A 21,159-nucleotide genomic window follows, 5' to 3' on the forward strand; every position below is an offset into this window, starting at 1 on the left:
TCTACGTAAGCCATTGCAAGCGCTTGCGCTCTAGGCCGTATAGTTTGCGCATGACACGACGACTCGCAGAGGTGGCCAAGAAGGTCGGAGTGAGCGAGGCGACCGTGAGCCGCGTGCTCAACGGCAAGCCCGGGGTGTCCGACGCGACCCGCGAGGCCGTGCTGACCGCGCTCGATGTGCTCGGCTACGAACGCCCCACCCAGTTGCGCGGCGACCGGGCCAGGTTGGTCGGCCTGGTGCTCCCGGAGCTGCAGAACCCGATCTTCCCCGCCTTCGCGGAAGTGGTCGGCGGAGCGCTGGCCCAGCAGGGGTTCACCTCGGTGTTGTGCACGCGCACGGTCGGCGGCGTCTCCGAGGCCGACTACGTGGACCTCCTGCTCCAGCAGCAGGTCAGCGGCGTCGTCTTCGCCGGCGGCCTGTACGCCCAGGCCGACGCCTCCCACGGCCACTACGAGCTGCTGCACGAGCGCAAGCTCCCCACGGTCCTGGTGAACGCGGCCGTCGAGCACCTCGATTTCCCCCAGGTCTCGTGCGACGACGTGGTGGCCGCCGAGATGGCCATCGCCCACCTGCGCGCGCTCGGGCACGAGCGGATCGGCATGGTGCTCGGGCCGAAGGACCACATGCCGTCGCGGCGCAAGCTGGAGACGTTCCAGACGGAGGGTGGTGACCCGGAGCTGGTCGAGCACACGATGTTCTCGCTCGAAGGCGGGCACGCGGCCGCCGCCAGGCTGGTCAAGCGCGGAGTGACCGGCGTGATCTGCGCCAGCGACCTGCTCGCGCTGGGCACGGTCAGGGCCGCCCGCCGGGCGGGGCTCGTCGTGCCGAAGGACATCTCGGTCATCGGCTTCGACGACTCCGCGTTGATGAACTGCACCGAGCCGCCGCTCACGACGGTCCGCCAGCCGATCGACGCCATGGGCCGGGCCGCGGTGGACCTCCTCGTCGCGCAGATCGACAAGGCGGTGGTGCCCGCGGATGAGCTGCTGTTCGAGCCGGAGCTGGTGGTCCGCGCCTCCACGGCGCGCGCTACACGCGGCCCGGCGTAGGTGCGAACCCCGCTACCTGCGCCGGACCGCTGAACGCGGCCCGGCGTAACACAGTCGTTATCTTGCAATAGTCCGTCGAAATATTGCGCACTTCGGCCTGCGATCCTATGGTGTGGGCACCTCGCATCAGAAGGGTCAGACCATGCGGAGATCCACCGGACTCTTGCTTGTAACCGTGCTCGGCGTCTCGGCCACAGCCTGTGGCTCCAGCGAACCCGCCACCCCAGCCGCAGGCGGCGCCAAGGCCGTGACGATCACGGTGGCCTGCCAGCCCGCGAAGTCCGCGCCCAAGGAGCGGCAGGCCTGGGACGACGACGTGGCCACGTTCACGAAGGCGCACCCCGGCGTGACGGTCAAGAGCACGGACCAGCAGCCGTGCTTCGACCCCAAGACGTTCGGCCCCAAGCTGGCGGGCGGCCAGATGGAGACCGCCTTCGTGGTGCCCGTGACGAACTACAACGACGTCATCGGCCAGGGCCAGGCGCTCGACATCACCGGGCTGACCAGCAGCATCAAGAACTGGGGCGACCTGCGCCCCGACGTCAAGGAGCTGGTCACCAAGGACGGCAAGGTGTACGGCGTACCGAACGTGCACTACGGCGTCGGCCTGGTCTACAACCGGGCCCTGTTCACCAAGGCCGGGCTCGACCCGGCCAACCCGCCGAAGACCTGGGCCGAGGTCCGCGACGCGGCCAAGAAGATCGCCGCGCTCGGCCAGGGCTACGTCGGCTACGGCGAGTACTCCGGCGGCAACACCGGCGGCTGGCACTTCACCCAGGCCATCTACGGCCGCGGCGGCAACATCCTGACCGACGACAACAAGAAGGCCGCGTTCAACTCGCCCGAGGGCAAGGCCGTGCTGCAGAACCTGCACGACATGCGCTGGGTCGACAACAGCATGGGCAACAAGCTCCTGGTCGGCTGGGAGTCGCTGATGGTGGCGATGGGCAGCGGCAAGGTCGGCATGATGCTGGGCGCGCCCGACGTGGTCACCGACGTGGTCAACAAGTTCAAGGGCAACGTCGCCGACTACGGCATCACCGGCTTCCCCGAGGCCAAGGCGTCGCTGAGCGGCGGCGAAGCTTTCATGATCAACCCGAAGGCTACCCCCGAGGAGGCCAAGGCGGCCCTGGAGTGGGTCGACTTCCGCTTCAACACCGTCGGCAAGGGCCGCTTCGACTTCGCCCGCGGCAAGGCCATCGGCAACCCGGTCGGCGTGCCCGACAACGCGGTCTACGGTGACTCGCCCACGGGCAAGGCGATCCAGGCCGACCGCGTGCAGAACGCCTCGCTGCCGGTCGAGAACTACGACCCGTACGTGCTGTCCTCCGGGGCCGTCCCGCCGAAGGCCGAGCCGGTGCACGCGCAGGAGCTGTACGCCATCCTCGACGTGGCCATGTCGGGCGTGCTGAGCCGCAAGGACGCCAGCGTCGACCAGCTGCTCACCGACGCCGAGACCAAGGCGAACTCGATGCTGGCGGCCAAGGGCTGACCTTGATGGGAATCTTGAGGCGCAATCTGACGGCCTACGGGTTCCTGTGCGCGGCGCTGATCTGCTTCACGGTGTTCGCCTGGTATCCGATGGTCAGGGAGTTCATTCTGAGCTTCCAGAAGACCGACCTGATCAACCCGCCCACCTGGGTGGGACTGGACAACTTCAAGTCGGCGGTCCAGGATCCGGCGTTCGGCGAGGCCTGGCTGAACACCGTGGAGTTCACGCTGCTCGCGCTGCTCTGCGGCTACGCCGTCCCGTTCGTCGTCGCGCTCGTGCTGAACGAATTGCGCCACGCCCGGGCCTACCTCAGGTTCGTGGTCTACCTGCCGGTCATGTTGCCGCCGATCGTCGCGGTGCTGCTGTTCAGGTGGTTCTACGATCCGGGGCCCGGGCTGTTCAACCAGGTGCTGGACTTCTTCCACCTGCCACCGCTGGCCTGGCTCGACTCGTCGTCGACCGCCCTGATCTCGTTGGTCCTCGTGTCCACGTGGATGAACATGGGCAGCGCGACGCTGATCTACCTGGCCGCGCTGCAGAACATCGCGCCCGAGCTGTACGAGGCCGCCGAGCTCGACGGGGCGGGGATCTTCAAGCGGATCAGGCACGTCACGATCCCGCAGACCCGGCTGATCCTGCTGCTCATGCTGATGTTGCAGATCGTGGCGACCATGCAGGTGTTCATCGAGCCGTACATGCTCACCGGCGGTGGGCCGGAGAACGCCACGGTGTCGGTCGCGTACCTGATGTACCAGTTCGCCTTCTCGCAGATGAACTACGGCCAGGCGGGCGCGCTCGGCATGATGCTCATGCTCGTGCTCCTCGTCTTCGCGGCCTTCCAGCTCAGGACGACCCGGGAGGACAAGGCATGACCTCCGTAGGCGCCACCGAGCGCAGGCGGGAGGCAGCGACCGAGCCGCCTCACCGAGCCGGGTCCAGGAAGTCGCGGGGCAGGCGGAGGTCGCCGAAGCCGATCCAGGTGCAGTTCCGCACGATCGTCTCACCGCACCAGCTCAACAGCAGGTGGGGGCGGCGCATCTACTGGCTGGTGCTCGTCGCGGTCATCGTGGTCTTCACGCTGGCCTTCGTCTTCCCGCTCTACTGGATGATCACCGGCGCCATGAAGACGCCGGAGGAGATCGCCGAGATGCCGCCGTCGCTCTTCCCGGCGGATCCGTCGATCAGCGCCTTCTTCGAGGCGTGGGACCTGTTCGACATCGGCACGCTGCTGGGGAACACGGCGTACTACGCCCTGGGCGCCTGGTTGTTCTCGATGGCCGTGGACGTGACGGCGGCGTACGCGCTGTCGAAGCTGCGGCCGATGTTCGGCAACGTGATCCTCGGCGCGATGCTCGCCACGCTGATGATCCCGCCGATGGTGATCCTCATCCCGCTCTACGTCACGATCGTCGACCTGAACCTGCTCAACAACGCCTGGGGCCTGTGGTTCCCGGCGGCGGCGAACGGCTTCAACATCTTCCTGCTCAAGCGGTTCTTCGACTCCATACCTCGGGAGCTGATCGAGGCGGCGCAGATCGACGGCGCGGGCCCCGTGCGGGTGTTGTGGTCGGTCGTGCTGCCGATCTCCAGGCCGATCCTGGGCGTGGTCTCCATCTTCACGATCGTCACCGCGTTCAAGGACTTCGTCCTGCCGCTGCTGGTCATGACCGACAGCGAGAAGATGACGATCAGCGTGGGCCTGTCGCAGACGGCCGGAGCGGTGACCCAGAACCAAGTCATGGGCGGCCTGGTCATCGCCAGCATCCCCATGATCATCGTTTTCTTCATCTTCCAACGGCACATCATGGCGGGACTCACCGCCGGAAGCATTAAGGGATAGCGCATGTCGCAAACGTGGTGGCGGGGGGCCGCGATCTACCAGGTCTACCTGCGTAGCTTCGCCGATGGGAACGGCGACGGCGTGGGCGACCTCGCCGGCCTGCGCTCCCGCCTGACGTACCTGAAGGATCTCGGGATCGACGCCATCTGGCTCAACCCGTGGTATCCGTCGCCGATGGCCGACGGCGGCTACGACGTGGCCGACTACCGGGACATCGAGCCGGTTTTCGGGACGCTGGACGAGGCGGAGAAGTTCATCGCGGAGGCGCATGAGCTGGACATCAAGGTCATCATCGACGTGGTGCCGAACCACAGCTCGACGGAGAGCGCCTGGTTCAAGGAGGCCCTGGCCAACCCGGCCGCGCGCGACCGCTTCTGGTTCGCCGACGAGCCGCTGAACGACTGGCAGTCCATCTTCGGCGGCTCGGCCTGGTCCCAGGTCCCCGACGGCCAGTGGTACCTGCACCTGTTCGCCCCTGAGCAGCCGGACTTCAACTGGACGAATCCGGAGGTGCACCAGGAGTTCGAGGGCGTGCTCCGGTTCTGGTTCGACCGCGGCGTGGACGGCGTACGCGTCGACTCCGCGGCCCTGCTCATCAAATCCGACACCAGTTACGAAGACCTCGACGAGGTCCACGACGTCTACCGCCGGTGGCGCGAGGTGGCCGACGAGTATGGCGAGCGCATCCTGATCGGGGAGGTATGGCTCCCCGACCAGGAGCGTTTCGCCCGCTACCTGCGTCCCGACGAGTTGCACACGGCTTTCAACTTCGACTTCCTGTCCTGCCCCTGGGACCCGGCGGAGCTGCGCCGGGTCATCGACCTGACCCTGACCACCCACACCCCCATCGGCGCCCCGCCGACGTGGGTCCTGTCGAACCACGACGTGACCAGGCCGGTCACCCGCTATGGCCGGGCGGACACCACGTTCGCCCACGGCGGCCGCCTCCACGGCACCCCCTCGGACCTGGAGCTCGGCTACCACCGCGCACGGGCGGCCGCGCTGCTGGCGATGGCGTTGCCCGGCTCGGTCTACGTCTACCAGGGGGAGGAGCTCGGCCTGCCGGAAGTGGAGGACCTCCCGAACGAGCTGCGCCAGGACCCGATGTACGCCAGATCGGGCGGCACGAACCCGGGCCGCGACGGTTGCCGCATCCCGCTGCCGTGGTCGGGGGAGGAACCCCCGTTCGGCTTCGGCGGGGACAGGCCCTGGCTCCCGCAGCCGGACGGCTGGCACAAGCTGACCGCGGAAGCCCAGCGTACGGACCTGGGCTCCATGCTCAACCTGTACCGCACGGCGCTGGGTCTCCGTAGGGAGTTGCTGGGAGACGGCACCATGACCTGGCTGCCGCTGGGTGAGAACGTCCTGGCCTTCACCCGCGACTCGGGCCTGACCTGCGTCACGAACCTCGGTCCAGAGCCGCTGCCTCTGCCTGCCGGCGAGGTCGCGCTGGCCAGCGGCCCGCTTGAGGACGGGGTCCTGCCCTCCGACACCACGGTCTGGCTGACCAGGTTCTAGCGTCCGCCACGGGGAGCCTGCGAGCTTCCCGTGGCGGGGCTTCCCGATGAGCCGCACAGGCACCGGACGGACGCCTCCACCAGCGCCCGGACCGCCTCCCGCCGGTCGTCCCGCCGCCAGACGATGGCCAGTCTGCTCGGCGGCAACCCCGCGACCGGCCGGCTGACCACGTCGTCGCGCCCGTAGAGCTCGGCGTTCCCGGCGGAGACCAGCACCACGGCCCGCCCCGAGGCGACCAGCTCGAACGCCTCCTCGGCCGTCTCCGCCTCCGCCCCCACGACGGCCGGAGCCGAGCGCTGGTCGCCGGCCAGCCAGAAGTCCCGCATGGGCCCGGCCGAAACCGGAAAGGCCACGAACGGCTCCTCGGCCAGCTCGGCGAACTCGACCTCGGCGCGGGAGGCCAGCCGGTGCGCGGCGGGCAACGCCACCCATCGCTCCTCCGTGCTCACCACCGTCCAGTCGTACTCACCGGTGTCGGGTAGGGGCAGCCAGGCGATGGCCACGTCCACATGCCGGTCCCCCAGCCCCACGGTCGGATCGCTCCACGCCACCTGCCGGAACCGGAGATCCCACTCGGGCAGCGTCTCCCTGATCGACGGCACGAGCCCGCGCCCGATCCGCGTCTGGAACCCGATGACCAGGATCCGGTCCGCCCGCGCCGCGGCCACCGCCCGCTGCGCGCCCTCCCACTGCTCGATGATCCGCCGGGCCTCCGGCAGCAGCGCCGCCCCGGCCGCGGTCAACGACACGGTACGCCGGTCCCGCTCGAACAGCGTGGCCCGCATGGACAACTCCAGCCGCCTGATCTGCCTGCTCAACGAGGGCTGCGCGATGTAGAGCCGCTCGGCGGCCGCCCGTGTGAAGCTCAGCTCCTCCGCCACCGCCACGAAATACCGCAAATCCCGGATATGGGCATCCATAGCAAGAAGCTATAACAGCCGGTCTTGGACGGGTACGCGAGCCGCACCCCACGATGAAGACATGAGAGATTTGTCGGGTAAGACAGCACTTGTGACCGGAGCCTCGCGCGGCATCGGACGAGCGATCGCCGAGCGCCTGGCCGCCGACGGAGCCCAGGTGATCGTCCACTACGCCAGGAACGACGACCTGGCCAAGGAGACGGTGGCCGCGATCGAGAACGCGGGCGGGCGGGCGTACGCGGTGCAGGCGGAGTTCGAGCAGGGCGTGGACGCGTTGTTCGAGGGGCTGCGGGAGGACCGCCTGGACATCGTGGTCAACAACGCCGCCATCCTGGGCGGGGTCCTCGGCACGGTGAACCAGGAGCAGTTCGACCGGGTGTTCGCCGTGAACGTGCGGGCACCGTACTTCGTGATCGAGCGTTCGCTGCCGCTGCTGAACGACGGCGGCAGGATCATCAACATCTCCTCGGCCGTGGTCCGCATCGCCCTGCCCGACCTCGTTTATTCAATGACCAAGGGCGCACTCGACACGCTCGGCTTCAGCCTGGCCCCCATCCTCGGCCCCAGGAACATCACCGTGAACACCGTCTCCCCGGGCGTCACGGACACGGACATGAACGCCTGGCTCCGCGACGACCCCACCGGCGGCGCCGCTGTCACGGACCTCACCGCGCTGGGCCGCATCGGCCGCCCGGAGGACATCGCCGCCGCCGTGGCCCTGCTGGCCAGCGAGGACTCCCGCTGGATCACCGGGCACGTGCTCGACGTGACCGGCGGCTACTTCCTCGGCCCGCAGGGAGGCGTGGTGCCCGTCTAGGGATACGATCACGGGATGTCACGGCTGCGCAGAACACCCCCGCAAGACCTGACCCCGCAAGCCCGCGCCCTCTACGAGAAGATCACCTCGGGCCCGCGCGGCCAGTTCATGGTCGACTCGGAGGGCGGGCTCACCGGCCCGTTCAACGCGATGCTCCTCAGCCCGCCCGTCGGCGATCCGCTGCAGGAGCTGGGGGCGGCCATCCGCTACCGCTCCTCGCTGACGGACCGGGCGCGGGAGCTGGCGATCCTGGCGGTCGCCAACCACCACGACAGCGCGTTCGAGCGAGCGGCCCACGAGCCCATCGCCCGCGACCTGGGCTTCACGGACGACCAACTGCAAGCCCTCCGCACCGGCGCGCCCCTGCGGCTCTCGGACGCCACGGAAACGGCGATCCTCAACGTGACCCGGGGCCTGCTGACGAAGGGCGACCTGGACGACGAGGAATACGCGACCCTGGACAAGGAACAGCTCTTCGAGCTGACCACCTTGGTCGGCTACTACACGACCCTGGCACTCCAACTACGCGTCTTCCGGGTGTAGCTCACCGAGTGGCGCCGCTGGGATCCCGCAACCAGGCGTCCAGCGCCGCACGGGCCGCTCCGGCCTCGGACGGAAACCGCAGCGCCCTGACCATCACCCACAGGGTCCCCTGCAACCCACGAGCCGCCAGAAAGTCCCGCAACCCCGGATCGTCGGGATCTCCTCCATAAGCCTGCACGGCCGCCCGCCCATCGAGCCTGGTCGTCCGCAGCAGGCAGGCCAGATCCCACTCGACGGGCCCGGCCATGCACTCCTCGAAGTCGTTCCACAACAGCCCACCGGGCGTGGCGAGCAGGTTCCCCGGATGAGCATCACCGTGAACGGCCTGCGTCATGGCACCGCCCAACCGCGAAGCCAGCCCGGCATGAGCCTCCCGCAACCGCCCCGCCACACCGGGTCCGACCACATCGGCGACCAGCTCGATCAGCCGCACCGGCTCGTCCAGCACGGGCCCGAGATAAGGCAACTCCCCGGAGAACCCGCGCAGCCCTTCATGCAACTCGGCCAGCGCCCGCCCGGCGACCTCCGGCGTCACCTGATAACCGAGGTCGTGCTCGACATGCGCCCAGAAGGACACGCAGACCCCGTCCCGCAGATGGGGCCCGGCAGGCAGCAGATCGCTCGGCGGCACCACCGGCACCCCCTGCCCATGCAGATAGGACACGACCTCCAACTCGCGCCGCAACGCCTCCGCCGGCCGCGACCGCCCGAGCGCGGTGACGGTGGGCACCCGCGCCACGAGCGGCGCGGGCCGCAGGTGGATCCGCAGATTGAACGAGTCCTTGAGCATCACCGGCTCCCGCACCCGGACACCGTGCTCCCGGGCAACGGCGACGGCGGCGGCCACGGCGGCGCTGTTGGACGTCATGCCCCCTATCCTCTACAAGCGCTCCGGAGGTCGTAGAACCAGGACAGGTACTGGGTGTGGATGTCGCGACCGGAGATCCGCACGAACGCGTCGTCCGAGTTCTCCATGTACGTGAAGTTCGCACTCCCCGTGTACACCCGCGGCGTGATGTCGTCGTCGTAGAACCCGTCGATCATCATGACCTTGTTGTGCGTCACCACGTCCCGCGTCCCGACCCTGAACCGGCAGGGCGTCACCTGGATGCTCCTCCCGTTCGCCGTCTTGGCCAGCGTCTGGCGGATCGTGTCGTCCACGTTCTTCGCGTCCCCCGGCGCGTTCTCGTAGTACACGATGTCCACCCAGCAGTTCTCGCCGCGCAGCCGGACCAGCTCGTTCGCGATCGCCACCCGGTTCTTGTTGAACGCGGTCAGCGCCATGCGGATGTCGGTCTGCCGGGTGACGCCGCCCGTGTCGCGGTAGCTGCACTCGACGAGCTTCAGGATGGAGACGATCGGGTCGGGGTCCGTGGCCAGGCGCGGGTAGAAGGTGGCCCGGTGCGTGGTTCCCGTGGGGGAGGTCCAGTAGTAGCCGGGGTTGACCGCCTTGCGGCGGCCGGCTTGCAGGTCCGCGAAGTACGTGTCACCGGGCGCTTTGTCAACGAGTCAGGCGGATTCCCTGACCACCAGCTCCGTGGGCAGGATCACCGGATCGGTCGGGCCGTCCTCGAACAGGCCGAGCAGCAGCCTGACCATGGCCGCCGCCTGCTCGGTCACCGGATGGCGGAGGGTCGTCAGCGGGGGCTCGGTGTATTTCGCCGCCTCGATGTCGTCGAAGCCCACCACGGCCACGTCGTCGGGGACCCGGCGACCGGCCTGGCGCAGCGACTGCAGCGCCCCGACCGCCATCAGGTCGTTGGCCACGAAGACGGCGTCCAGCGCGGGGTCGTCCCCGAGGAGTTGCCGCATCGCGATCGCGCCCGACTCGCGGGTGAAGTCGCCGACCGCGACGATCGAGCGGCGGTCCGAGTCCCGCAACACGTTGCGGTAGCCAGAGAGCCGGTCCTGGCCCGCGATCATGTCCTGCGGGCCAGCGATCGTGGCGATCCTGCGCCGCCCCGTCTCCACCAGATGTCTGACCCCGGCCTCGGCCCCGCCCACGTTGTCGTTGTCGACGAACGGGATGTCCACCGGCACGGCCGGCCGCCCGTACGAGACCACGGGGACGGGAAGGCGCGACAGCGCGGACGGCAGCGGGTCGGCGCCGTGCATGGAGATCAGCATGACGCCGTCCACGTGCCCGCCCGCGATGTAACGCTCCACCCGGGCGTGGCTCTTGGCGGAGGAGGCCAGCATTAACACGACCTGCTTGTTCACCGCCTCGAGCTCCATCGAGGCCGACCTGATCGCCGTGGAGAACATCGGATCCTCCGAGAAGACCCGGGTGCCCGGCTCGCTGACGACCAGGGCGATGGAGTCGGTGCGCTGGGTGACCAGGCTGCGCGCGGCCGAGTTGGGCACGTAGCCCAGCTCGTCGATCGCGCGCTGCACGGCGTCGCGGATGTGGGGCGCGACCGTCGTCTGCCCGTTGACGACCCGGGAGGCGGTGGCGCGCGAGACACCCGCCCGGGCGGCGACCGCCTCGAGGGTCGGGCGTCTCATGACTGCACCAAGTGGGAGAGCACGGAAAAAATCTACAGGCCGTTTCGGCCGATCACGTCCCGGTACCACAGCGCGCTGTCCTTGGGCACCCTGGTTTGTGTCGCATAGTTCACATGTACGATGCCAAAACGTCGCCGGTAACCCTCCGCCCACTCGAAGTTGTCGAGCAACGACCAGACCAGATAGCCGCGCAGGTCCGCGCCCGCCTCGATGGCCCGGTGCACCTCGCGCAGATGCCCGTCCAGGTACGCCACCCGCTGGTCGTCGTGCACCCGGCCGTTCTCCACGACGTCGTCGAAGGCCGCGCCGTTCTCCGTGACCATGAGGCCGACCTGCGGATAGTCCTGGGAGAGCCGTACCAGCAGCCTGGACAGGCCGTCGGGCACGATCGGCCAGCCCATCGCGGTCGTCGGCGCGTCCGCCGTGGCGAACCTGACCCCCTCCGAGCCCGGCCACGCGGCGTCGGCGGGCAGCCCCGGGCCCGCCTCGACCACGCACGGGTTGTAGTAGTTGACGCCGACCAGGTCGATCGGCGCGTTGATCAGCGCGAGGTCGCCGTCCTGGATGTGGTCCGTCCCGCCGTTGCGCGCCGCCGCCTCCAGGACTTCGGACGGGTACGTGCCGTATACCGCGGGATCCAGGAACTGCCTGGTCAGCAGCGTGTGGATGCGGTGCGCCACGGCCGCGTCCGCCTCGTTCGGCACCGCGGCAGGGTCGTTGACCTGGGCCGGGGTGAGGACGGGGGAGGAGTTCACCACGAGCATGATGCTCTGCGCGCCGCCCGAGCGCAGCCGCCGCGCCGCCAGCCCGTGGCCGAGCAGCAGGTGGTGCGCCGAGCGCATGGCGTCGCCCGGGTCGCGGCGGCCCGGCGCGTGCACGCCGTTGCCGTAGCCGAGGAACGCCGCCACCCACGGCTCGTTCAGCGTCGCCCAGTCGCTGACCCGGTCCCCGAGCTTGTCGTGTACGGCCTGCGCGTAGTCGGCGAACCGGTAGGCCGTATCCCGATTTGTCCAACCACCACGGTCTTCGAGCCCTTGAGGAAGATCCCAGTGATAAAGCGTGACATAAGGCGAAATTTCGGCGTCCAGTAGTGAATCGACGAGCTTGTCGTAAAACGCCAGCCCGCGCGGGTTGATCGACCCTTCGCCGTCCGGCTGGATGCGCGGCCACGCGATCGAGAACCGGTAGGCCGCCAGCCGCAGCTCGCTCATCAGCCCGATGTCGTCCTTGTAGCGGTGGTAGTGGTCGCAGGCCACGTCTCCGGTGTCGCCGTCGGCCACGTTCCCGGGGGTGTGGGAGAAGGTGTCCCAGATCGACTGGCCTCGCCCGTCCTCCTTGACCGCCCCCTCGATCTGATAGGAGGCCGTCGCGGCGCCCCAGACGAAGTCCTCGGGAAAGATCATCCCTTAACAGCTCCTTGCATGATTCCACCGATGATTTGCTTGCCGAACAGGGCGAAGACGGCCACGAGCGGCAGCGTGCCGATCGCGGTGCCCGCCAGCCCCAGCACGTAGTCGTTGACGTACCCGCTGGCCAATGTCGACAAGGCCACCTGGACCGTCGGGTTGTCCGGGCTCAGCACGACCAGCGGCCAGAAGTAGTCGTTCCAGGCCGACATGAACGTCAGCATGCCCAGCACCGCCGCCGCGGGCCGCGCGGCCGGCAGCACCACGTGCCAGAACAACCCCCACGTCGTGCACCCGTCCACCCGCCCCGCCTCCAGCAGCTCGGTGGGCAGGGCCCGCGACAGGTACTGCGTCATGAAGAACACGCCGAACGCGTTGACCAGCGCGGGCACGATCAGCGCGTAGTTGGTGCCGGTCCACTCCAGCTTCACCATGAGCATGTAGAGCGGGATGATGCCGAGCTGCGCCGGGACCATCATGGTCGCGACGGTGATCACGAGCATGATGTTCCTGCCCCTGAACTTCAGCTTGGCGAAGGCGAACCCGGCCAGCGTCGAGAAGAACATCACCGCGATCGAGATCGACCCCGCCACGATGACGGAGTTGACCAGCGCGAGCCCGAAGGGGACGGTGTCGAAGACCCTGGCGACGTTGGCGAAGAAGTTCCCGCCGGGGATCAGCGGCGGCGGCACCTCGGCCAGCGCCGAGTTGTGCCTGGAGGCCACCACGACGCTGTAGTAGAGCGGGAACGCCGAGAAGAAGGCCACCGCGGTCAGGGTCAGATAACGCAGCCTCATACCAGCCCGCCCTTCACCCTGCGGCTGATCAGGAAGTTGATCCCGGCGACGATCACCACGGCCAGGAACATCAGCCACGACGCGGCGGAGGCGTACCCGAAGTCGAACGTCGAGTTCGCGAAGCCCTGCTCGTAGACGAACAGCGCCAGGGTCTGGAACTGCCGGTCAGGACCGCCGGTGGCTATACCGCCCCCGCCGCCGCTGGCCTGCCCGAACAACAGGGGCTCGGCGATGATCTGCATGGCGCCGATCGTGGAGACGATGACCACGAAGATGATCGTCGGCCGGATCATCGGAATGGTGATCTTGCGGAGCTGCTTGAAGTTGCTCGCGCCGTCGATGGTGGCGGCCTCGTACAACTCGCGCGGCACGGCCTGCATGGCGGCCAGGAAGATCAGCGCGTTGTAGCCCGTCCACCGCCACATGATCATGATCGACAGGGCGACGTGCGAGGTCGCAGTGCCCGCCCCCCAGTCGATGTTGCCGGCCCCGAACCACGACAACACCCAGTTGATCAGCCCGAAGTCGCGGCCGAAGAGCTGGCTGAAGATCACCACCACCGCCACCACGCTCGTGACGTTCGGCAGTAGCAGCGAGATCCGGAACAACGTCTGGAACCGCAGCCGCCGGTTGAGCAGGTGCGCCAGCCAGATGGCCAGCGCGAGCTGCGGCACGGTCGAGATCACGCCGATGGACAGTGTGTTGAACGTCGCGTTCCAGAAGTACTCGTCGGCGAGCAGCGTCGAGAAGTTGTCCAGCCCGATGAACGTCTGGGTCTCCGACAACAACGTCCATTCGTGCAGGCTCACCCAGGCCGTGTAGACCAGCGGGAACAGCCCGAAGGCGCAGAACAGCAGGAAGAACGGCGCCACGTAGGCGTACGGCGACACCCTCACGTCGAGGGTGTGCCGCACGCTGCGCCTACGCCGTCGCGTGACCGCGAGGGGAAGGGTGCTCATTTGATCTTCTTGACGTCCTCGAGCACCTGGGCCCACGCCTCGTCCGGCGTCTGCTTGCCCTGTTCGACGCGGCCGAGGCCGTTGCCGATGGCGGTGCGCACGTCGGCCTCCTTGGGGCCGAGATGCTGCGGCTTGAGCGCCTTGGCGGCCTCAGAGTAGATCTTGCCGATGGGGGCGTCACCGAAGAACGGCTTGGTGAAGCTCTGGATCGACGGGTCGTCGTAGAGCGCCGGGATCGACGGGAACGCGCCCTCCTCCTTGAACACCCTGGCCTGGTTGTCCTTGGAGGTCAGGAAGTCGATCAGCTCGGCGGCCTCCTTCGGGTGCTTGCTCTGCTTGGGCACCATCAGGTGCGAGCCGCCGCTGTTGCCGGAACCACCGGGCACGGTCGCGATGTCCCACTTGCCGCTGGCGCCCTTGGCCTGCTCCTGGATGAAGCCCGTCATCCAGGCCGGGCAGATGATCGTGGCGAACGAGCCCTTGGCGAACCCGGTGTTCCACGGCGGGGAGAAGGCCGCCAGCTTGGCGGTCAGGCCCTCCTGGGTGAGCTGGTTCGACAGGTCCCAGGCCTTCTTCACCTCGGGGTTCGAGGCCACGATGATCTGGTCCTGGGCGTCGTACAGGCCGATGGGCGCCTGGTTGACCATGGCGCGGAAGATCTCACCGGGGCTGTCCACGAACTTGGCGCCGGCCACGTTCGCCGCGGCGAACTTCTTGCCGGTCGCGATGTACTCCTCCCACGTCGGCCAGAGCGCTGCCACCTCGGTCCTGTCCTCCGGCAGCCCGGCCTTCTTGAACAGGTCCTTGCGGTAACACATGGCCAGCCCGCCCACGTCGGTGCCGAGCCCGAGCACCTGCGTGCCGTCCTTGCTCAGGCCCTGCTGCCACTTCCAGTCGAGGTAGTCGGCCTGGCGCTTGTCCAACCCGTACTGCTTGAGGTCGGTGAACTTGGCGGGCTGGGCGGTGAACGTGCTGATGTAGCCGACCTCCACCGCTTCGACGTCGCCCGCGCCGGCGTTCGTGGCCAGCCGCTTGACCAGGTTGCTGTGGTGGTCGTTGAACTGCGTGACGTTCTCGACGATCTCGATGTTGGGATGGGTCTTCTTGTATTCCTCGTAGAGCGGTTTGAAGCCGAAGTCGCCGAAGAGGCCGACCGTCAGCTTGATCTTCTCTCCCGGTTTGGCGCTCGCCTCAGTAGCAGTGTTCCCGCCACCGCCGCCACCGCATGCCGTCGCCAGGGCGAGTACGGACGCGGTGAGCAGAGGCAGGCCGAGCCGCCGGATACGAGGGGTCATCGCAAACCCTCCAGGGTTGGGACTAAGGGGGATGTGAGAGAGCGCTCTCTCGACAGAGTCTCGGCCCTCACAGGGTCCTGTCAACGGTGGTTAAATAACGATCCGGGCTCTCGGAGAGCGCGTTCTCGCTCGGGCGGCGGTGGTCAGCCGCTGAGGGCCCGGCCCGCCATGCGGGCGTACATGCGGCCGGGGCTCGGCGCTTTGGTCAGGAAGCCGGGCAACATGGGCAAGTCGACCGCGAACGGGTCGAGCCGCTCGTACAGCTCGTTCGCGTCCCCCGGCCGGTCGTCCGGCTTCTTCTCCAGCAGCTCCGACAGCAGCGTCCCCAGCTCACCCGGCAGCCCGGGAATGGCCGGCGGGCGCTCCTTGACCTGCTTCTCGAAGACCACGTAGTCGGTCGGCCCGGTGAACAGCTGGCGCCCGGTCAGCATCTCGTGCAGCACGCAGCCGAGCGAGTAGAGGTCGCTGCGCGGTTCGGCCACGCCGTGCTGGATCTGCTCGGGAGCCATGTACGCCGGCGTGCCCAGGATCTGCCCGATCCTGGTGAACGTGGTGACCTCCGTGTCGCGCAACATGGCCAGCCCGAAGTCGAGCACCTTCACGCTGCCGTCGGGGCAGAGCATGAGGTTCGTCGGCTTGAGGTCGCGGTGGCAGATCGACAGGGCGTGGGCCGCCGACAACACGGCGCACGCCTGGGCCGCGATCGCGGCGGCCCACGGCACCGGCAGCGGCCCGTGCTCGCTGACCACGTCGGCCACCGTGACGCCCTCGATGAACTGCATCACCTGGTAGAGCCGCTGCTCGTGGGTGCCGAAGTCGTAGAGCACGGGGGCGCCAGGATGCTCCAGCCGGGCCAGGATGCGGGCCTCGCGGATGAACCGGCGTTCCAGCTCCTGGTCGGGCCCGCTCGGCAGCCTGAGCAGCTTCACCGCGACGCGGCGGTCGAGGTGCCGGTCGTGGCCCGCGTAGACGGCGCCCATGCCGCCTTGTCCAAGCGGGAGGTCGTCGAGCTCATAGCGGTCACCGATGACCATTCGCCCTCCCCGCTGCCCTTTCGGGAAAAAACTACACCGTCAGGACTGCGGGTGCAGGTGGCCGTCGGCGAGCCCGTCCAGGCCCAGCCTGATCAGCGTCTGCCCCAGCGTCGAGGTCTCGCGGATGGCGTCTTCCAGCACGGCGAGCTGCCGGAAGGCCTCGCCGTACGCCTTCTGCTCCTTGAGCGACAGCCGCGGCAGGCGGGTGCGCCGCACGTCGAACCTGCTGGAACCGGTCGTCACCCGGCCGCTGGCGGCCCGCAGGAAGCCGGCCAGGAAGTCGGGATCGAGCCGGCGCGCGTCGGCTCGGTAGAGGGTCAGGAGCGGGCCCAGCACCGCGCCGCCGTCGGTCATCACGCGCACGCTGGAGTAGGAGGCCACCACGTCGCCGGGCCTGATCGCGACCAGGCCCGGCTGCACGGTGGTGTAGCCGGAGGGCGGGGTGCCGTTGAGCACGTCGTCGGAGGTGAGGACCGGTACGTCGCCCCCGTCGGCGGACATCTTGGGCGGAGCCTGCGACGTGGCCACCAAGCCCTCCTTGATCAGGTCACCGAGCGTGGTGGCGGGCTGGTCGAGCGGCTGCTCCAGGACCTTGAGATCGGGCGGCGCGGCGGCCGCCGCCAGGAAGCGGTCGCGGGCCTCGGCGTACGCCTTGCCGACGTCGTCACGCCGCTGGTGGCGGGCCGGGGTCATGTCGACCTCGTCGGCCAGCAGGTCGATGATGCGAACGGTCTGGTCGGAACGGTCCTCCAGATAGGCGTGCCAGGCCGGCTCGACCGCCGGCAGGTCGGCCGTGGCGTCGAGGATCAGCACGTCGGAGGGCGGGCGCTCGCCTGCCGCCGGGCGGCGCAGCAGCCACAGGTCGGACCCGGGCAGCGCCACCACGGCCCGCAGGGCACCGGCGCGCAGGAGGTTGGCGCGGATGCGTCGGCCCGCCTTGCGGCTGGCGGCGGCCGGGGGCATGAGGATGGCGACCAGGCCGCGCGGCTTGACGTGGGTGAGGCAGTGCTGCACCCAGGCCAGCTCCGGCTCGCCGCGCGGCGGCAGGCCGTATTCCCAGCGCGGGTCGCCGGTCAGCTCCTCGTAACCCCAGGCCCGCTCGTTGAACGGCGGATCGCACACCACCGCGTCGGCCTTCTCGCCCGCGAAGCCGTCGTTGCGCATCGAGTCGCCGGCCACGACCGCGGCCTCGATGCCGCGCAGGCGGAGCCTGGCGGCCGTGATGGCGGCCGAGGTCTCGCTGAGCTCCTGCCCGAGCATCCTGGCCGCCAGCGGCGGCGCTCCGGCCGTTTCGGGCACTGTCTGGGCGGGGGTCAGGAGTAGCGTGCCTACGCCGCACGCCGGATCGAGGATGGTCGCGCCGTCGCCGCCCACGAGCCTGACCATCAGCTCCGCCACGTCCTCGCGGGTCACGGAGAGTTGCCGGGAGTGGGCCTCGAGATAACGCTCACAAAGGAACTCGTACGCGGTCAGCGTCCCGTGCTGCTCACCCAGCTCCATGACGAGCTCGGCCAGCTCAGGCTCCAACTCGGCCCAATCGGGATCTTGCGCCACCGTCTCCGGGTCCGCACCGCTCGCACTCGGAGCGGTCCCCTCACCCGCACGCCCACCGGCAGGCGCCACGCCCGCCGCGCTCGCGTCAGTGGCACGCGCGGCGTCTGGGGAGGCCGCCCCTGGCCCCGCCGCGCTCTCGCCGCCGTAGGGCCGAGCGCCCTGCGCCTTCCCGTCGTCGGCACGTGCCACTCCCGAGGCGCTTCCGACTCCGGTCAGGAGCGCTCCGGCCTGGGCGACCAGCTCGCCCAGGCGCAGATCGCCGGCGGCTTTCAGGCGTTGCCACACCCGATCTCCCAGGGAGACCTGGTAGGACTTCCCATAGCGGCGCAGCCAGGACTCGACCTGGCGCAGCGAGAACAGCGGCTGGTTGGCGGTGCCGCCAACGGGTTGCGGGAAGTCGTCGTGGCGACGGCGCCAGTTGCTCACCGCGGCACGCCCGACACCGGCGAGCCGGGCGATGTCCCCGGCGTTGACGGTCGGGTCGTGGCTCATGGTGCCCACAGTAGTTCACAAGAGTCTTCAGCGCATCTGCTTGTGAAGTCTTTCAACCAATGATTTACTGCAGGGTATGAAGCACAACATCCGCTATGCCGCCGGATCAGACGTGGGCCGTCGCAGGGAGCAGAACGAGGATTCTGGTTACGCGAGTGGCCGGTTGCTCGTGGTGGCTGACGGGATGGGTGGACACGCGGCCGGCGAGCTGGCGAGCTCGGCGGCGATCGCCGTCATGCGCGAGCTGGATGCCACGCTTCCCGAGACGGGCTCCGACCTGGAGACGGCCCTGGAGGGCGCCGTGCACGAGGCGGCGCGCAGGCTGGTCGAGCTGGCCGACATCGACCCCGCCCGCAGGGGGATGGGGACCACGGTGACCGCCATGTTGTGGGACGGCTACCGGTTCGCCCTGGCTCATCTCGGTGACTCCCGCGGATATTTGCTTCGCGATGGCGCTCTCTACCAGATGACCAAGGATCACACACTTGTGCAGTCGATGGTGGACGAAGGACGGATAACAGAGGATCAAGCCGCCGTGCACCCCCGTCGTTCGATGGTGTTGCGCGTGCTGGGCAGCGAGGGCAGGGCCGAGCCTGACATGGCGCTGCGCGAGGCTGAGCCTGATGACCGCTACCTCCTCTGCTCCGACGGGCTCACGACCGTGCTCGGTCCTGAGGTCCTGCACGAGGTGCTGACCACGGTGGCAGACCCCGGCGCGGTCGTCCAGCGGCTGATAGATCTGGCCAACGAGGGCGGCTCGCCCGACAACGTGACCGTGATCGTGGCCGACGTGGTCGCACCGGGCGCGGGAGACGCGGGCGTCTATCGCGTTGGTGCCGGCTCCTAACAAGCATAGTAGAGAGCAACACCAGTCTCAGCAGTCACATAGCCGATATTTCAGCTCATAGCAAGACACTTTCCCGGTGATCCGCGCAATTTCGCGATGGCGCTACTACAGTCCATCGTGATTTGTCGGTTTTCTGGGAGGAGTCACTCTGGACCCGATCGCGGACGAGCTGCTGAAGACGGTGCGGCAGGAACTCGGATACAAGGAGAAGAGCGGCCAGTTCACCAAGTTCGGCCAGTGGTACGCGGATCGCGTCCAAGACACCCAGTACCGCAAGGGGCCCTGGTGTGACATGTTCATCGCCTGGGCGGCGGACAAGGCCGACATCGGCGACTACGTCGGCCAGTTCGCCTGGACACCCTCCCATGCGGCCTGGTTCATGAAGCAAGGCGCGTGGACGCAGAAGCCCGAGCCGGGAGCGCTGGTCTTCTTCGACTGGCGCGGCGGCAAGAGCTACAAGGGCATCGACCACGTGGGGGTCGTGGAGCGCGTCGACGGCAAGAAGATCCACACGATCGAGGCGAACGTCGACCGCGTCTGGCTCAAGCGCAAGACCCGGGAGACGGACAAGGTCGTCGGGTACGGCGTGCCGCGCCTGGTCAAGGACGGCGCCGAGAAGCCCGACGAGATCCGCTCGACCGAGCGGCCCTTCGTGTCGGCGCCGCGGGAGGACGTCAGGCACGGGTCGCCGCTGGACGTTTTAGGCACGCCGCCCGCGCTGCTCGCCGCGATGGTGCTGATGACCATCGTGCTCTCGCTCCGCGTCTCCGGCCGCCGCCGCGGCACCCACCGCCGCCTGCCCTGGCCGTGGCACGCACCAACCTCCCCACCGGCCGCGAAGGCCTCGACCCGGACGCCGCGCGAGAAGCCACCGGCCAAGCCGCATCCCGCACCTGCGCAGCCCGCCCGTACCACCAGGACTCGGGTTCCGGTGGGTGCGGCGACCAGGCACTCGACCTCGACGAGGCGCAAGCCGTACGAACCCGGCTGAGCCCGAGCCGCTCAGGCGGTGAGGTCGATGACGGCCTTGACGTCGCCGGCGGGCTCGAAGACCTCCAGGGCGCGAGACAGCGGCACCCGCCTGGTCACCAGCCGCTCCAGCCACCCGAGGTCGGCCTGCGCGAGGGCGGTCGCGGCGGCCCTGAAGTGCCGCAGGTTCCCGTTGACGGTGCCGAAGACCACGTCGTTCTCCAGCACGATGTCCCGGTTGATCAGCCCGGCGTCCACCCGGTGCGTCCGGCCTCCGGGCGAGAGCCCGCAGAGGCAGACGATGCCCGCGGCGGCCGTGGCGATCATGGCGTCCATCACGAGTTGCCCCGCGCCGGTGCACTCGATGATGATGTCCGGCTTGACGCCGGCGACGGCCTCCAGCGACGTGGCCGAGTGGTACGTCCCGCCCAGCTCGGCCACCAGGCTCGGCTTGAGCCCTTCCCCGGGTGCCCGGTCCAGCACGTGCACGTCGAGCCCGCGCTGTCTGCCGAGCATCGCCGCCATCAACCCGACCGGCCCAGCCCCCGTGACCAGCAGCGAGCGGGGCTCGAACCACCCGCGCGAGCCGATGCGCTCGATGTGCTCCCACGCCTTGGCGACCACCGACGTGGGCTCGACCAGCATGCCGACGCTCCCCAGCGCGGGATCCAGGCGCACGGCATATCCGGCCTCGACGGTCCAGCGCTCGCTGGCGTACCCGTCGATCTCCTTGATGCCGCGCTCGGTGTAGCGGCCGTTGCGGCACATGTCGAACTCGCCGCGGCGGCAGGCCCCGCACGGCACCGGATCCGGACGGCGGACCACGCCCACGACCAGATCGCCGGGGGAGAAGGCGGAGCCGTCGGGCGCCTCCAGCACGCGGCCGAGCGACTCGTGGCCGATGACCATACGTTCCCTGCCCGGCGGCGGCCAGCCGTACTCGGCGGTGACCAGCTCCCTGTCGGTGCCGCAGACGCCCAGGGCCAGTCCCTGGACGAGCAACTCGCCCGGGCCCGGCGAAGGATCCGGCACCTCCTCCACGTCGAGTGTGCCCTTCTTGCCGGGCATAAACGTCAGCGCTCGCATTCGCCGTCACCCCCTGTAGCCGTCCCTACCCCGGAG

Annotated in this window: 20 protein-coding genes; 9 read left to right on the forward strand and 11 right to left on the reverse strand. The window is 68.8% G+C overall.

The annotated features are described in order from the left end of the window. The first annotated feature begins 50 nt into the window (after positions 1 to 50). The 5 genes from ACFLIM_RS06410 to ACFLIM_RS06430 all read left to right on the forward strand — a co-directional run bounded on the left by ACFLIM_RS06410 (position 51) and on the right by ACFLIM_RS06430 (position 5,899). A complete protein-coding gene (locus ACFLIM_RS06410) occupies positions 51 to 1,049 on the forward strand; it encodes a LacI family DNA-binding transcriptional regulator (RefSeq protein ID WP_393162904.1) in 999 nt (332 codons plus the stop codon). 142 nt (positions 1,050 to 1,191) lie between these two features. Beyond that, positions 1,192 to 2,541: an ABC transporter substrate-binding protein gene (locus ACFLIM_RS06415; RefSeq protein ID WP_393162906.1), complete on the forward strand. Its 1,350-nt coding sequence runs from the start codon at positions 1,192 to 1,194 to the stop codon at positions 2,539 to 2,541. 5 nt (positions 2,542 to 2,546) lie between these two features. Then, on the forward strand, positions 2,547 to 3,413 hold the full coding sequence (locus tag ACFLIM_RS06420) for a carbohydrate ABC transporter permease (RefSeq protein ID WP_393162908.1): 867 nt from the start codon (positions 2,547 to 2,549) through the stop codon (positions 3,411 to 3,413). Further along, entirely contained in the window at positions 3,410 to 4,381 is a 972-nt protein-coding gene (locus tag ACFLIM_RS06425) for a carbohydrate ABC transporter permease (protein ID WP_393162910.1), read from the forward strand. Before ACFLIM_RS06420 ends, ACFLIM_RS06425 begins: the two co-directional genes overlap by 4 nt. A 3-nt stretch (positions 4,382 to 4,384) precedes the next feature. Continuing rightward, complete coding sequence (locus ACFLIM_RS06430) at positions 4,385 to 5,899, forward strand: glycoside hydrolase family 13 protein (protein ID WP_393162911.1); 1,515 nt, start codon at positions 4,385 to 4,387, stop codon at positions 5,897 to 5,899. Here the strand turns inward: ACFLIM_RS06430 and ACFLIM_RS06435 are convergent. Then, the gene (locus tag ACFLIM_RS06435) at positions 5,896 to 6,819 is read right to left on the reverse strand and encodes a LysR family transcriptional regulator (protein ID WP_393162913.1); all 924 of its coding nucleotides are present in this window, start codon (positions 6,817 to 6,819) and stop codon (positions 5,896 to 5,898) included. The genes ACFLIM_RS06430 and ACFLIM_RS06435 overlap by 4 nt on opposite strands. Positions 6,820 to 6,880: 61 nt before the next feature. Between ACFLIM_RS06435 and ACFLIM_RS06440 the strand changes: the two genes are divergently transcribed. Both ACFLIM_RS06440 and ACFLIM_RS06445 read left to right on the forward strand, forming a co-directional pair. Further along, positions 6,881 to 7,636: an SDR family NAD(P)-dependent oxidoreductase gene (locus ACFLIM_RS06440; protein WP_393162915.1), complete on the forward strand. Its 756-nt coding sequence runs from the start codon at positions 6,881 to 6,883 to the stop codon at positions 7,634 to 7,636. A gap of 15 nt (positions 7,637 to 7,651) precedes the next feature. Continuing rightward, a complete protein-coding gene (locus ACFLIM_RS06445; RefSeq protein WP_393162917.1) occupies positions 7,652 to 8,179 on the forward strand; it encodes a carboxymuconolactone decarboxylase family protein in 528 nt (175 codons plus the stop codon). Between the two features lies 1 nt (position 8,180). On the opposite strand, the gene ACFLIM_RS06450 is transcribed toward ACFLIM_RS06445, so the two are convergent. The 9 genes from ACFLIM_RS06450 to ACFLIM_RS06490 form a co-directional block, all read right to left on the reverse strand. Beyond that, positions 8,181 to 9,047, reverse strand: a complete 867-nt coding sequence (locus ACFLIM_RS06450) for a phosphotransferase (RefSeq protein WP_393162919.1) — start codon at positions 9,045 to 9,047, stop codon at positions 8,181 to 8,183. Positions 9,048 to 9,052: 5 nt separating this feature from the next. Beyond that, positions 9,053 to 9,463, reverse strand: coding sequence for a phospholipase D-like domain-containing protein (locus ACFLIM_RS06455; protein ID WP_393162921.1), 411 nt, complete (start codon positions 9,461 to 9,463; stop codon positions 9,053 to 9,055). 225 nt (positions 9,464 to 9,688) lie between these two features. Further along, a complete protein-coding gene (locus tag ACFLIM_RS06460; RefSeq protein WP_393162923.1) occupies positions 9,689 to 10,684 on the reverse strand; it encodes a LacI family DNA-binding transcriptional regulator in 996 nt (331 codons plus the stop codon). Between the two features lie 32 nt (positions 10,685 to 10,716). Further along, positions 10,717 to 12,087 carry a GH1 family beta-glucosidase gene (locus ACFLIM_RS06465; RefSeq protein ID WP_393162925.1) on the reverse strand — a complete coding sequence of 457 codons (1,371 nt, stop codon included), beginning with the start codon at positions 12,085 to 12,087 and terminating at the stop codon, positions 10,717 to 10,719. Further along, positions 12,084 to 12,887: a carbohydrate ABC transporter permease gene (locus ACFLIM_RS06470; protein ID WP_393162927.1), complete on the reverse strand. Its 804-nt coding sequence runs from the start codon at positions 12,885 to 12,887 to the stop codon at positions 12,084 to 12,086. The genes ACFLIM_RS06465 and ACFLIM_RS06470 overlap by 4 nt, the downstream gene beginning before the upstream one ends. Further along, complete coding sequence (locus ACFLIM_RS06475; protein WP_393162929.1) at positions 12,884 to 13,846, reverse strand: carbohydrate ABC transporter permease; 963 nt, start codon at positions 13,844 to 13,846, stop codon at positions 12,884 to 12,886. Before ACFLIM_RS06475 ends, ACFLIM_RS06470 begins: the two co-directional genes overlap by 4 nt. Further along, positions 13,843 to 15,141, reverse strand: a complete 1,299-nt coding sequence (locus ACFLIM_RS06480; protein WP_393162931.1) for an ABC transporter substrate-binding protein — start codon at positions 15,139 to 15,141, stop codon at positions 13,843 to 13,845. The genes ACFLIM_RS06475 and ACFLIM_RS06480 overlap by 4 nt, the downstream gene beginning before the upstream one ends. Before the next feature lie 143 nt (positions 15,142 to 15,284). Then, complete coding sequence (locus tag ACFLIM_RS06485; protein ID WP_393162933.1) at positions 15,285 to 16,175, reverse strand: serine/threonine-protein kinase; 891 nt, start codon at positions 16,173 to 16,175, stop codon at positions 15,285 to 15,287. A gap of 39 nt (positions 16,176 to 16,214) precedes the next feature. Then, complete coding sequence (locus ACFLIM_RS06490; protein WP_393162935.1) at positions 16,215 to 18,221, reverse strand: HsdM family class I SAM-dependent methyltransferase; 2,007 nt, start codon at positions 18,219 to 18,221, stop codon at positions 16,215 to 16,217. A 76-nt stretch (positions 18,222 to 18,297) separates the two neighbouring features. On the opposite strand from ACFLIM_RS06490, the gene ACFLIM_RS06495 reads away from it, so the two are divergent. Then, positions 18,298 to 19,068 (forward strand): PP2C family protein-serine/threonine phosphatase, encoded by a 771-nt coding sequence (locus ACFLIM_RS06495; protein WP_393162937.1) that lies wholly within the window; start codon positions 18,298 to 18,300, stop codon positions 19,066 to 19,068. 181 nt (positions 19,069 to 19,249) lie between these two features. After that, complete coding sequence (locus ACFLIM_RS06500) at positions 19,250 to 20,059, forward strand: CHAP domain-containing protein (RefSeq protein ID WP_393162939.1); 810 nt, start codon at positions 19,250 to 19,252, stop codon at positions 20,057 to 20,059. An 11-nt stretch (positions 20,060 to 20,070) separates the two neighbouring features. On the opposite strand, the gene ACFLIM_RS06505 is transcribed toward ACFLIM_RS06500, so the two are convergent. Continuing rightward, positions 20,071 to 21,123, reverse strand: a complete 1,053-nt coding sequence (locus ACFLIM_RS06505; RefSeq protein WP_393162941.1) for a glucose 1-dehydrogenase — start codon at positions 21,121 to 21,123, stop codon at positions 20,071 to 20,073. Positions 21,124 to 21,159: the final 36 nt, after the last annotated feature.

Origin of the sequence: Nonomuraea marmarensis, from assembly GCF_043197025.1 — a bacterium.
In the GTDB taxonomy this organism is placed as follows: domain Bacteria; phylum Actinomycetota; class Actinomycetes; order Streptosporangiales; family Streptosporangiaceae; genus Nonomuraea; species Nonomuraea marmarensis.